Consider the following 13223-nt stretch of genomic DNA (forward strand, 5'->3'; position numbering starts at 1 on the left):
GGATACTTCGGATTAACGGTTTAGACTATTTTTACTACTATGGATTATGTATGTCATTCAGCAAAATAAATTTCTGGATTGAAGGTGATATTTCGACCACAAGGATTGTATCGCGCCTGCTGAATGATGTGAGTGGTGAAGGTAGTTGCGATACCCGACTGCTAAGCACTGTTGGCTGGTCATCCCTCGTCAGCGGTGTCAACATCTTTTGCCGGAGTTGTGATCCAAGATACGCCTGGTTGCCGACATACTTGCGCGAGCATGGCATTCCCTATGCGTATTATCTCGATGACAATTTCTGGAAAATCACCGGCTCGGGAGAGTTGGCACGCTATTACAAATCGGCAGAAGTCGTCATGTCGCTTGACGCTTTTGTTGAGAATGCCAGTTTCGTGATTACGCACAACAAAACATTTGCCGAATTTATCAATCGAAGATTTCCCGATGTGAAGTGTGAGTTGTTACCTGTCCCTTTTGACACTTCGCTGATCCATAAGATTGCAAAAAAACTTGCAGTAAAACCTGCAAGAGACGCCGTGGTCGGGTACGCCGGTGGCTATAAGGAAGAAGAGTTTGCGCTGCTTCAGGAAGTGGTTGAGCAGTTAGGGAAAGAGCGGCCGGAAATTCGTTTTGAGTTCATCGGTGGTGTTTCTGATGAATTACGCAGCTTGAATAATGTGCAGTGGTTCCCCGGATTTTCGGACTATTCAAAATTTCTTGAGTTCAAAATGGGGCGAAACTGGAGTGTCGGGTTGGCGCCGTTGATGGAAAGCCAGTTCAACGCTTCCAAGACGAATAATAAGTTCAGAGAGTACGGTGGCTGCGGGATATCCGCGATCTATAGCAATACGACGCCCTATGTCGAGTGCGTAGTGTCGGAGCGCTCCGGTCTGTTGGTTGATAACAATGTTGCCGATTGGGTGGAGGCTATCAAGCGTCTCGTTGATAATCCTCAATTACGCGAAACGATAAAGGAAGAATCCTTCAAATATGTCGAATTGAACCATTCGCATGAGTCGATTATTCCAGCCTGGCGCGAGGCACTCGACAGAATTTCTCATAATTCTGAACGCTTGATGTCTTCCAGAATTAGATTCAACTATGTAAAACATTTCCATCTGAGCGGCATGTCACGCGTCGCCAAGAGAATGGAAGGCGCGACAGCGACTTCGATATATGGATTCGTATTGAAAGGAAAGTTGAAGTCGCTCTTGAACAGGGCTCCTGTTCGAAAAGTGATAAAAACCTTTGCTTTTGTTGCACTGATTGCTGCCGGTTTGTATCTCCTGAAGGCGGGCATAATGTGAGGAAAAAAACTGTTTTGATCGTCTGTAATGATGTCGTCGGGCTAAAAATGGCCGGGCCGGCAATCAGATGTGTGGAAATGGCAAAGGTTCTCTCACAAAGCTTTGACGTTAAGCTATATGCACCGAAAGTTCAGCCGTTGGTTGACGTATTGTTCGAAACAAAAAAGTTCTCGGACGCGGATTTCAAGTCGACAGCAGAAAATGCGGATTTTCTGATAGTTCAAGGTGACGCTTTAAGATCACATCCTTTTTTAAAGGAATCAAAAGGTTGCCTTGTGGTAGACCTTTATTGCCCGGTTCCACTTGAATATCATCAGGCCTCCGAGGGTGTAAGCCTTGATGTAAGAGGAATGACCAGCAATTTTTTATGCGATGTGCTGCTTGAGCAACTCGTGTACGGAGATCACTTCCTTTGTGCCAGTGAAAAACAGCGAGAATTCTGGCTGGGTGCACTGACGTTGGCCGGACGAGTCAACGCAGATCGTTGGCCGCAGGCGAGTCACGCCGATGTTTCCGACCTGATATCGCTGCTGCCATTTGGATTGTCGTCGCAGCGGCCGGCGCTGACCAGGCGAGCGATACGCTCAACCTTTAATATCCCTGCAGATGATTTTGTTCTTGTATGGGGAGGTGGGTTGTATCAATGGTTTGATCCATTGACGCCTATCAAGGCCGTCCACCGCCTGGTTTCGGAAGGTGCACGAGTGCATCTCGTGTTCATTGGGGTCAAGCATCCAAATGCCAGCATTGCTCAGCATGATATGTGTGCTTGCGCAGTCGATCTGGCCACCGAGCTCGGGTTGATCGATAAATTTGTCCACTTTAATTTTGGCTGGGTGGACTATGACGATCGCCATAATTTTCTGCTTGATGCAGATGCCGGTATAAGTTCTCACTTTGATAACCCTGAAACGCGCTTCTCGTTTCGAACCCGGATGCTGGATTATCTCTGGTGTGACTTGCCGATCATCGCAACACAAGGCGATGTGTTTGGTGATTCTCTGATTCCCGAGGGGACGGGTATATCCGTCGGCTTTGAAGACCTTGAGGGCTGGGTTCAGGCTATAACGGTCTTGATGACTGATAAAAGCGAGCATAAAAGATACCAGGAAAACGTTCGCAACTATTCAAAAGGCTTCCGCTGGGACTCTGTAGTACATCCTTTGCTTGAAAGGCTTGGGACAATGACTGTTGCGCCTGATCGATCACTGGTCCGGTCGCACTACGTGAGTGCCAATCAATCAACGGGTTTTTTCTTTCGTTTGCGACGTCGCTATGCTTCAGGCGGGATTCTATCGATTCTCGCGGCTGTGTGGAGACGTTTACGTTAAATGAGGAGTTCCAGGATTGAGGTCGCGTAGTTTGACGTTCCGTAACTATATAAATGGGCATGAGCAGTCGAGTTTTATATGAAAAATCAAGTCCCATCTGTATGTGCAGTGATCATTACCTTCTTTCCAGATCTGGGCAATTTGAGGAATTTGATCGAGTCTTTAAGCGCGCAGGTCGATAGCATCGTTATTGTGGACAATGGGTCGTCGGATTCGATGGAGCTTTTTGTCAGCAAGTTAAGTATTGAAAACAGACCTGTTGTTCTCAGTCTTGGTGAAAACCTGGGTATCGGTCACGCACAGAACGTTGGTATTGAATATGCCAAGACTTCCGACGCAGCCTACGTCGTACTGTTTGATCAGGATAGCTGTCCCGAGAAGAATATGGTTGTGAAGCTGCTTTCGGCAGCGAGGGAGCTGGAGTCATCTGGAGTTCCCTTGGCAGCGGTTGCGCCAGGTTACAAAGACTTCGACGGCGGCAAATTGTCCAGTTTTGTACGTATCGGGTATTTCGGTTTTTCTCGAATAGACTGCGCCCCTGACAGCGGAGTCGTCGAGGCAGACTTTCTAATTTCCTCCGGATCGCTGATTCCCCTTTCGGCAATCGCCAAGGTCGGGGGCGTGGATGCGAGCCTGTTTATCGATCACGTCGACACTGAATGGTGCTTGCGCGCGAAGTCTATGGGACTCAAGCTATTTGGCGTAAACGACGCAATCATGCTGCATTCGTTGGGTGATCGCAGAGCCAGATTCTGGTTTCTTCGTTGGCGAACCGTTCCGTACCATTCACCTTTCCGTTATTACTATATGTTCCGTAATAGCATTCTGCTTCAGCAAAGATCCTATATGCCGCTTCGTTGGAAAATAGCCGACCTTGCACGATGCCTGAGGGCGCTGGTTTTTTTTGGTGTTTTTTCTTCGGATCGAATGGCGTGCGTTAAGATGATGCTCCGTGGTACGCGAGATGGAATAGCCGGTGTTACTGGAAAGATGAAATGAACGCTGTCAGGGGCGCCCGGTGATTCGGGTGTGTAAGGTAAGTGGCTTGCATCGTGATCTACGTGTATAGCGCTTAGAGTCATATCAAATATGAGTAGGTTTTATTTATGGTAGTTCTTGATATTGGCTGTGGAAGGAAAAAAATCACCGGGGCAATCGGCATTGATTTTTCTGCGATGAGCGATGCCGATATCACGCTTGATCTCAATAAGGAACGCCTCCCGTTTGAGGACAGCAGTGTTGATTTCATTTTTTCATCGCATACTCTAGAACATTTGACGATCGAGGGCTTTCTTCATGTCATGGAGGAGTGCTATCGGGTTTTGAAGCCGGCTGGTCAACTCAAGATCGTTGTTCCCTATTTTACAACCACGGCTAACCTGGCCAATCCATTTCACAATAACAACATCTGTTTCAACGAGCATACGTTTCGGTTCTTTTCCTCTGATTCGGAAACAGATGCAATGGCGAAGCACGAGTATGCATCACCCAGTTGCCCGCATTGGGGGCTGAGATACTCTGCGAACAGTGAAATCGGTATTGAGTTCAAGACCTTGTCAGTATCCTATTTCTACTTTCCAGAATATGTGGACTCTTCTGACAAGGAGAAATTTTTGGCACGCTCCTCGAAAATGAATGTGGTGGATCAGATCGCCTATTCCCTGGAAGCGGTCAAGCCGTGTCCTGTGCGTCCTGAAACAGGTCCTGTCGGGACCAAGGATGACCCGTTTGCATTTGTTGAGCAGCAGCTCCAGCACATCAATAATCAGATCGCCTATCTTGAAGCTAGAGAGGTGGATGAGTCAGAACTCCTTACTGCGAAGCGTGTAGTGACGACTACGAGAAAAGACGGAAGTATTTTCAGTGTTGACGGGGTTCTGACTCCAGTCAACTTCCTGGTTTATGAGCTTGATGCCGTCATTCAGGATCTTCGTCGCAAGATTGATGCTCTGGGGTAGTCGAGCGAAGACGCTACGATCATCTGTCTCGCACCTCTAAGTCCCGACAGAATGCTTACTGTTTTTAGTGAGCAAGATGCCGGGATTTTTTGATTCCGTTTGTATTAGACCGAATGAAACGCTCGCCGAGGATCTCGCCGGTGGGTAGGTGGCCGCCTTTTGTCTGGATTCAGGATAGGGGGCGTGGCGGTGTTACTGCGTCCCCTCCCAACCACTCCTTCGTACAGGGCAAGCAGAGACGGAGCCTTGTCGGAAGGCGGACGGTTTTGTTCACCCGGCGCCCTGCACGACGGTACAATTCAGAAACTATTTAGCCAAGCCAGAGGATTGTCTGCAATGGGTTATATCAAGGAGCACTGGGGCTATTTGACCGGTGCGGGTGCGTATCCGGGCGTCGATTGCTTAAGGGCGCTGGCGGTTGCGCTTGTAGTTCTCTACCACTTCCATTTGTTTCCTGTCGGTTGGATAGGCGTAGACATATTTTTTGTACTGAGTGGTTTTTTGATCGGTGGAATTATTCTCGATAAAACAACATCGGGTCGTTTCGATTTTGTGGAGTTTTACAAGAAGAGAGCTTTACGAATACTTCCAATTTATTATTTTATAATGCTTTTGTGTTTTGTATTGAAAGCGGGTGGGGTGTTCGATTTTATAGCTGTAAAAAGCATGCTTTCGGGGATGTTGTTTCTGCAGACAACGGGGCCTTACTTCTTTCCGGGCTATTTCAATATCAATGAGGCTTACATCCCTGGCGGCTCGTGGAGTCTGGTCATTGAGGAGATGTTCTACCTGATTGCCCCATTGGTGATTGTCCTGGTTTCTTACCTTTCGGGTAAAAAGCCATGGCCGATGCTGGTTGTGCTGGTGGTTGCTTATCTTTCAGGTATTGCAGTACGGGCCGCAATGACATCAGGTTTTGCACCCGATGATTCCAGTTGGTACTTCGCAAGTTTTATTCAGTTCCATTCTCGATATGATGAACTGGCAGTCGGTGTCCTAGCGGCGGCTTACTTAAGGTTTACCCGTGATGTAAGATCGCAATCCGCGTGGTGGATTTCGGCGGCAATTATTCTGAGTTTTCTTTTTCTTGTTTATATCTATGGAAAGCCTGAGTTTCTTGCGAAGCCGTTCCTGATAACGCGAGACACCCTTTGGCTGCCAACACTCTTGGGGGCGATAGGTGCTTGTTTTGTGCTCGGTGCTTACTGGATGCCTCTACAAGTAAAACCCATTGTGTTGCTTGCCAGGTTGTCGTACCCGCTTTACCTGGTTCATATATTGTTTCTTGAGATCACCAATAGGTACATCGGTGGCGGTTTGCTCAAGTGGTTGGCTGATACATTTACCGAACACGGCTTGTCTATAATCCGGATAGCAATCTGTGTTTTTCTTTCTTATCTTGTTTCCTTGTTGGTGGAATATCCATTTATCAGGATGTACAAGAGGAAAGATAACAAGAGGGTAAGCAAGGAGGGGATGGAAGTGGCTCCCGTGTAAGCCGGTTTCTCGTCTTTGACATTCTGCTCGTGGGGCAGTGTGTGGTCGAAGAGGATCGCGACTTGTATGGGAAACCTGGCCGGGAAGGAAGAACTTCCTCCTCGGCCAAGCTATCCTGAGATGCTAAGTGTTTACGCGGTTCTTGACAGGATTTCGATCATCGCTTCTTGAATGCCTGCTTCTCGAAGTCTGTTTTTATAGGCATCGATATCATAATTTGCTCTGAAGAACTCTACAGTTCTTGAGTGCGCATCGATAGACGCGTAACACGCTCCGGGAATTCTGTCCCTGGCCTGGCCTACAGAACCCGGGTTGACGATGATTCCGGCTCCGGCTGGCCGTTGCATTGGATGGTGCGTGTGTCCGAGCACCAGGTAGTCCATTGCGTCGGGCCAGGCAAAGCCTATCTCCGTATCCTTATAGATGTACTCTTCAGCGTTATGTGGGCTTCCGTGCGCTACATACATGGCTGTATCGACAGGCGTGCTTTTTTCATCGGTCGAAAAGCGCAGCTCCAGAGCGTCCGGAAGTGATGAAAGCCACTTCAGGTTCTCGTCGGTCAGCGATTCTCGTGTGCTCTGTATTCTGTACTTCGATTCTCGGCTATCGGAATAGCTGAGCTCGCCCAGTACGTATTTGTCATGATTGCCTTTTATGCAATGTACTTTGCGTTCTCGCAGTAACTGGCAAACCTCGTTCGGCTCGGTGTAGTAGCCCAGGAGGTCGCCAGCGCAAACGATATCCGCCGAGGGCGGTATTGAGTCCAATACCGCTTGCAGGGCGGGGAGGTTGGCGTGTACATCGGCAATGATGTACACGGGCGCTCCACGATAAGGTAACAGCAAGGGGAGGCTGCTCATTATTCGAAGTACAGCTCTTCGTAGTAACGCAGGAATCGGCCAGACTGTGCAATCTTCCAGCCATTGAAAGGTTCTTGTTTGACGATGTTGTATACAAAGGCTGCGCACGAGTTGTAGCCGTAGTATGCCTTGGAGGCCTCGGTTGAACTCAAACGACCATTGATTTCAAACAAAACGGGACCGGTTTCGGTCTGGATCAACTGAACGTTGAAGTGGCCAAAGTCCAAGCCTTCTTCAATCAGTGCCTTGCCGATATTATTCAGATAAGAGGAAATGCTTTCATCCAGGACGATTTCACCATAGGAGGTGGCGCCGTCCGGCGTCAGTGTTCTCTTGAAAATGATATGGTTGATTTCTTTGGTGTAACGGTCAACGTAGCAACCGCAAGTGTACTCGTTGCCTGTCAACAGTTCTTGAACCAGGAAGGAGTCAACTTTGATGTTTTCTTCCGCGATCAGCTTCTTGGCTTCAGCGAGCCCGGAAACCTTATAGATGCTGCGAGAAGAGGAGCTATGGTTCGGTTTGATTACAATCGGGCCGGAGATGTTGCCGGACTCCAGGTACTCACTCAGCGAGCTGGTCTTTGGAACTCTGATGCCATGTCGCTCCAGCACGGCTGACGTGGAGACCTTGTCCATGCAGATGTCAGTGATGCTTGAGGAGAGCGTTGCGGCTCGCAGTGTTTCATCGCGATAGTTGGCTACCGCCGCCAGCTCGTGCTGTGTGCCGGAGAACACAATTTGAATGTCGTGCTCTTTTACATAGTTTCGCAGGTGGCTGTGATACTCAGGGGATGCCGCCAGAGGAAAGATAGGCGTCTTGACTACAGGTGCTGAGGGCAGGGAAAAAAAGCGCCCGGCACCCAGCTCTTCACTGTTGGCGAAGTGGATGTTCAGAGGCTCGCCAAAGTCGTGAAATGCCAAGGCCTTGTAAATGCTCTGTCCCATTACAGAGCCCGCACCGGTAATCAGAATATTCATGTTCTATGTTAAACCTGTAAATTGATTTCTTCGACATAGCCAGCGAAAGCACTTTTGAAAGAGTTCCACTGAGGGGCATAGCCTGGCAGGATTGTCGGCTGCATGGTTCTGACATCAAAAGCCGACAGATCATTTTCTATGTGTTTGTTGATGACTTCCAGCCCGGTCATTTCGGCTGCCAGCGCCACGATTTCAGCAATGCTGGCAGAGTCCGGGTAGCCAGTGTTCAGAACGCGTGTTGTCGATGCCAGATCAAATCCGTCTGTCGCAATCCATTTCAGTAATTGGACCAGTTCAGTGATGTGGACATACGTGCGTCTTTTGAGGCCTGCACCGTACTGAGCGAGACTGCTCTTCTGGCGGATGCCTTGCTCGATCGCCTTGAAGAAGTTTCCGTGTTTCTGGCCTACGCCAAAGACATCGGCAATTCTTACCGAGACAAAGGGGACTCTGATCAGATCTTCGAACAGTTTTTCGCCGAAAACCTTGGAGGCAGAGTAGTAATCGTTGCAGCGCAGCTTATCGCCAGTGCGGCAGTTCAAGGCGTAGGGGTAGACGTTGTTGGTGGAAGCGTAGATCAAGCCACGATGTTTTTCGTTGACCTGTTCCAGTACCAGCGTGTCGATAAGGGTGTTTTCAGAAAGTGCGCTGCTTGTATTGTTCATGTTTGCCGCAAGATGAACAATCAATGAGCCAGCTGGAAGTTGAGTAAAGTCAGTCTCAACAAAATCTGGAGTCTCGAAAGACTCCAGAAATTTGCTTCCGACATATCCGGTTGATCCGGTTACCGCAATGCGGTAACCGGCTGAATATTTGCATCGGAGATTCATGGTCAGAGACCCGTTCTGACTACTTTCTTCAGAGTCTCTACGATGAACTCTACGTCATTCTTGGTAACGCCCATGTGCATCGGCAGAGAGATCAGCTCATTGCTGGCCTTGTGTGCGGCAGGGCATTTGCCGGCGCCCGAGCTGTACAAGCGGTATTCGGTGTTGTCGCGATAGTGCACGCCTGGGTAGATCTCGTGCTCATTCATGGCCATCAGTACTTCATCGCGTTTTGCAACACGAACCTGGAACAGGTGGCGGGACGATTCGCAGCCTGGCGAAACCAGAACCGGCTCGATCAGTGTTTCGCCTTCCAGGGCTTCCAGGTACCAGTCGGCCAGTTGGCGGCGATAGGCGTTGTCGCGGTCAAGGTACTTCAGCGAGACCAGGCCGATGGCGGCCATGATGGAGTTGCCGTGATATTTGAAACCCAGCTCTTCCACGTCGTACTTCCATTTGTAGGCACCCTGACTGGCGGTGCGTGCAAATGTGTCCTTGTTGATCCCGAGCCATGCCAGCTTGCGTGCACGTTCGTCGTCTTCCTTGTCGCGGAAGCAGATCATCCCGGAGTCGGCGGTTGCCAGGTTTTTTACGGCCTGGAAGCTGAATACGGTGACGTCTGCGTCGTGGCCAACGTGCTTGCCGTCAACACGGGTACCCGCCATGTGAGCGGCGTCCAGAACGACCTTGATGTCGCGATCCTTGCACAGCTTGAGCACTTTTTCGTACTGGCCGACGTTACCGCCCAGGCCGACGAAGATGATCGCCTTGGTCTTGTCGGTGATCTTGCGCTCTACATCGACCGGGTCAAGGCAGAGGTATTGGTCGACATCAGCGAAAACCGGGGTGAGTTCGGCTTGGATGATCGCGTGGTTGGTCGATACGAAGGTCAGCGCCGTAGTGATGACTTCGGCATCGTCGCCCCAGCCATACTTCGTCTTCATCATGTGGAATGCCAGGTGCAGACCAACCGTGTTGGAGCTCAGGAAGTGCGCATGCGGCAGGCCTGTGTAGGCTTTCCAGGCCTCTTCCATTTCGACTGTCTTGAAGCCCAGACCGGTCCAGCCTTTTTCCAGGCATTCGCGGATGCCTTCAAGGCATTCGTCGACTCGGAAGTTTGGAACAAAAAGTTGCGTTGCCACAGTATCACCCCGCGTGATTATTCAAATATTTGTTAATAACGACATCTGGCTCACCATCTTCGACGATGCTGCCGTGATCGATCCAGATAACTCTATTGCACAGCTTGCGCAGCAAGTCGGGCTGATGGGATACGAATACCATGATGCTAGAGCTATCAATGAAATCATGCATGCGTGCCAGTGCCTTATCGATGAATTCTGCATCACCACCGGCAAAAAGTTCATCGAGAATAAGAATGTCTGGATGAACGGCGGTGGCGATAGCAAAAGCCAGGCGCATGTACATCCCTGTGGAGTAGTACTTCACAGGGGTGTCAATGAACTCGGCCAAACCCGTGAATTCAATGATTTCGGGTTCGATCTTTTTGAGCATGGACTTGCTGTAGCCGAGAATCGCGCCGTTGAGGTAGATGTTCTCACGGCCGCTCAGCTCAACGTTGAAGCCTGCTCCAATTTCCAGCAGAGGGGCAATTCGGCCATTGACCGTTACAGATCCCTCTGTCGCGCAGTAAATGCCGCAAATGGCTTTCAGCAGCGTACTTTTTCCTGCTCCGTTGTGACCCACAATCCCGATCCGGTCGCCATGAACGATCTCGAGATTGAGGTTTTTCAGTGCGCGGAATTCCGTGTATTTGCTTTTGTTGTGGCGCTTCAGCAGCCCAGCAAAAAATTCCTTCAGCGACTGACCTTTATCATGGTACAGGCGGAAGTTTAGATTTAGATCTTTTATCGAGATACTTGAGTTCATATCGATCACAACTTGAATACTATGTATCGATCATGCTTTTTGAATATGTACATACCAAAAAGCAAGCTGAGAATTGCCAGTGTCACAACCTTTGCATAAACATCGGGTCCGGCGAGGGAGCCTTCATAGATAGGCAGTCGGAAGATTTCGATGAACAGGGTCAACGGGTTCAACGCAAAGATCCATCTGTAGGTCTCCGGAACGAAAGAGAGCGGGTAGATGATCGGCGTCAGATAGTAAAGGGCTTGCAGCACCACGCCCACGATGTTGGGCAGGTCACGGAACGAAACGGTCGCGATGCTCAATGCCAGTCCCAGGCCTACTGCAAAGGCGAACAGCAACAGGAAGTTTATTGGCAGGATAAAGAGCGAAGCAGTAAAAGGAGCGCCGATGGCAAGGGCGATGATGAACAGGCAGATCGTGCTGAAAATAGCGTCGACCAGCAGGCTTATCGAGGTGGAAATGACGAAAATCTGTTTCGGTATGTGGATTTTCTTGATTAATGACTCGTTGTTCAGCAATGCCTGCATGCCTTGGGCCAGGCAGTTCGAGAATAGCGTGAAGGGTACGAGTCCCGAGAACAGAAAGATTGCAAACGTCTTGAGTGGCCATCTCATGATCATCGAGAATACGATAGAGGTCACGACCATGGTCAGTAGCGGGTTTAACAATGTCCAGAAAAAACCGAGGGCGGTTCTTCTGTAACGCATTGTCAACTGTTGCCAAATCAACTGCTTGAGCACTAATTTGTATTGGAATAGCTCTTTAAAAAAAATGCTGAACACAATGTTTTATTCCGAGGCGAAAGGCCAGATTGCATGTTTCTCAAAAAGAGGTCGCCCTTGCATGTGGACGGCCTGCCAAGTGTTTTACTGATACCGTTGTGTTGAACGTTGCCCGGGTATCAGGAAAACATATCCATGTCCGCAAAATAATCATGCTCCGAAAGCGTGGTGCATGATGCAGTTGAGTTTGATTGTTTCAGCCGTTCGCTGATAATCGCTTTTTCGGCTTTACACATGCTTGCACCTCCATTTCTTTCGGAATTCCGAATCAGCCTGCCTGGACCGCGCGACAGCATACCAGCATGCATCGGTCGAATGAAGCCAGCCACCCATTTAGGCGAGGGGCGACGAGCGGTGAAAGCCACGCTGTGCGAGCGATTGGCCAGGTTTGGCCGGTGTACGGTCAATGGGTGGTCCGTGTGTATTCGGGCAGGTGCTCTGTGGACTTGTCTTGCGCAGCAGCCAGGTTCGATGTGCTTGATGTGAAGGTGTGGAGGTTCTCTCGAGGGGGCATTATCCTTGGCTGTCGTTGAAGGAGCGGCTGACCGTTCACGAAAGGCAATCATGTGCCGGTGGCACTGATCAATAACACCTGCGCTGTTGCGGTCACCTTCCAAAGGAAGAGAGTACTCCGGCAAGATCAGGTTGAAGCCTGACAGAGCATTCTCCTGGGGTTGTCCGAGCGCAGTGTTGTATCAAATTAGCCGACTTTTTCGGAGCCCGGTCGAGTATGAGTTTCTGGTGGTTTTTTATTGGCGCGGGTGTCGCATCGTTCGTGCTCACGGCCCTTTTGCGCCAATATGCGCTCGCACGCAGTCTGATGGATATTCCCAATGCCCGCAGTTCGCACTCGGTTGCGACGCCGAGGGGCGGCGGCGTTTCGATTGTGATCGTGTTTCTTCTGGGGCTTTGCGTTCTCTATGGACAATCGCTGACAAGCCTTGCCACCTTTCTCGGGATGGCGGCGGCGGGAGTCGTCATAGCGGTTATCGGGTTTATGGATGATCACGGCCACATTGCCGCTCGCTGGCGGCTTGCCGGGCATTTCTGTGCGGCAGCCTGGATGGTTTTCTGGCTCAACGGTTTCGAGACGATCAAGCTGTTCGGGCTGACCGTTCATCTGGGCTGGAGCGGTGCCGTCATTGCGGCGATCTATCTGGTGTGGATGCTCAACCTCTACAACTTCATGGACGGTATCGATGGCATTGCCAGCGTCGAGGCGATCAGCGCCTGCGCAGGGGCATGCCTGCTGTACGCGCTTGATGGTCAGCCGGTGTTGATCTGGGTTCCGCTATTGTTATCCCTGGCGGTCGCAGGTTTTCTGATCTGGAACTTTCCGCCCGCCAGAATTTTCATGGGCGATGCAGGCAGCGGGTTCCTTGGCATCATTCTGGGTGGTATTTCGCTGGCGGCTGCTAGTGTTGACTCCAGGTGGTTCTGGGTCTGGAACATTCTGCTGGGCGTTTTCATCGTTGATGCGACATTTACGCTGTTGCGCCGATTGGTGCGGGGGGACAAAGTTTATGAGGCTCATCGAAGTCATGCTTACCAGTACGCCTCTCGCCTCTACGGCAAGCATCTCCCGGTGACGCTTGGGGTCTTGTTGATCAATGTATTCTGGTTGCTGCCCGTGGCTTTTTCGGTTGTGTATCTTGATGTCGATGGTGCAGCGGCTCTGACGATTGCCTATGTGCCCCTGTTACTGATTGCCATCAAGTATCGCGCGGGTGAGCTGGAGCGTCCCGTCCCTACAGCGTAGCGCACAATACATTTGGGTCCGGCCGTCAT

Annotated in this window: 12 protein-coding genes; 6 read left to right on the plus strand and 6 right to left on the minus strand. The window is 50.2% G+C overall.

What is annotated here, in order from left to right; genetic code table 11:
• Window positions 1-50: 50 nt before the first annotated feature.
• The 5 genes from AC07N4_RS26210 to AC07N4_RS26230 all read left to right on the plus strand — a co-directional run bounded on the left by AC07N4_RS26210 (window position 51) and on the right by AC07N4_RS26230 (window position 6093).
• A complete protein-coding gene (locus tag AC07N4_RS26210; RefSeq protein ID WP_493066378.1) occupies window positions 51-1307 on the plus strand; it encodes a glycosyltransferase family protein in 1257 nt (418 codons plus the stop codon).
• A complete protein-coding gene (locus AC07N4_RS26215; RefSeq protein WP_146013085.1) occupies window positions 1304-2638 on the plus strand; it encodes a glycosyltransferase in 1335 nt (444 codons plus the stop codon). The genes AC07N4_RS26210 and AC07N4_RS26215 overlap by 4 nt, the downstream gene beginning before the upstream one ends.
• 78 nt (window positions 2639-2716) lie before the next feature.
• A complete protein-coding gene (locus AC07N4_RS26220; RefSeq protein ID WP_102620474.1) occupies window positions 2717-3637 on the plus strand; it encodes a glycosyltransferase family 2 protein in 921 nt (306 codons plus the stop codon).
• Window positions 3638-3744: 107 nt separating this feature from the next.
• Window positions 3745-4596, plus strand: a complete 852-nt coding sequence (locus AC07N4_RS26225) for a class I SAM-dependent methyltransferase (RefSeq protein ID WP_493066379.1) — start codon at window positions 3745-3747, stop codon at window positions 4594-4596.
• A gap of 183 nt (window positions 4597-4779) precedes the next feature.
• On the plus strand, window positions 4780-6093 hold the full coding sequence (locus AC07N4_RS26230) for an acyltransferase family protein (protein WP_493066380.1): 1314 nt from the start codon (window positions 4780-4782) through the stop codon (window positions 6091-6093).
• Window positions 6094-6224: 131 nt separating this feature from the next.
• On the opposite strand, the gene AC07N4_RS26235 is transcribed toward AC07N4_RS26230, so the two are convergent.
• From AC07N4_RS26235 to AC07N4_RS26260, 6 genes are read right to left on the minus strand one after another with little or no spacing between them, the layout of a single operon-like run.
• Window positions 6225-6911: a metallophosphoesterase family protein gene (locus tag AC07N4_RS26235; RefSeq protein WP_493066381.1), complete on the minus strand. Its 687-nt coding sequence runs from the start codon at window positions 6909-6911 to the stop codon at window positions 6225-6227.
• 41 nt (window positions 6912-6952) lie between these two features.
• Complete coding sequence (locus tag AC07N4_RS26240) at window positions 6953-7933, minus strand: ATP-grasp domain-containing protein (RefSeq protein ID WP_096821033.1); 981 nt, start codon at window positions 7931-7933, stop codon at window positions 6953-6955.
• Window positions 7934-7941: 8 nt separating this feature from the next.
• Window positions 7942-8763 carry an NAD-dependent epimerase/dehydratase family protein gene (locus AC07N4_RS26245; RefSeq protein ID WP_493066382.1) on the minus strand — a complete coding sequence of 274 codons (822 nt, stop codon included), beginning with the start codon at window positions 8761-8763 and terminating at the stop codon, window positions 7942-7944.
• Window positions 8764-8765: 2 nt separating this feature from the next.
• Complete coding sequence (locus AC07N4_RS26250) at window positions 8766-9902, minus strand: DegT/DnrJ/EryC1/StrS family aminotransferase (RefSeq protein WP_102620469.1); 1137 nt, start codon at window positions 9900-9902, stop codon at window positions 8766-8768.
• A gap of 4 nt (window positions 9903-9906) precedes the next feature.
• The gene (locus AC07N4_RS26255; RefSeq protein ID WP_173861324.1) at window positions 9907-10650 is read right to left on the minus strand and encodes an ABC transporter ATP-binding protein; all 744 of its coding nucleotides are present in this window, start codon (window positions 10648-10650) and stop codon (window positions 9907-9909) included.
• Window positions 10651-10655: 5 nt separating this feature from the next.
• Window positions 10656-11435: an ABC transporter permease gene (locus tag AC07N4_RS26260; RefSeq protein ID WP_102620467.1), complete on the minus strand. Its 780-nt coding sequence runs from the start codon at window positions 11433-11435 to the stop codon at window positions 10656-10658.
• 730 nt (window positions 11436-12165) lie between these two features.
• On the opposite strand from AC07N4_RS26260, the gene AC07N4_RS26265 reads away from it, so the two are divergent.
• Window positions 12166-13194 carry an MraY family glycosyltransferase gene (locus AC07N4_RS26265; protein WP_102620466.1) on the plus strand — a complete coding sequence of 343 codons (1029 nt, stop codon included), beginning with the start codon at window positions 12166-12168 and terminating at the stop codon, window positions 13192-13194.
• Window positions 13195-13223 lie beyond the last annotated feature (29 nt).

The sequence above is a fragment of the Pseudomonas sp. GW821-FHT09E04 genome, from assembly GCF_059416185.1.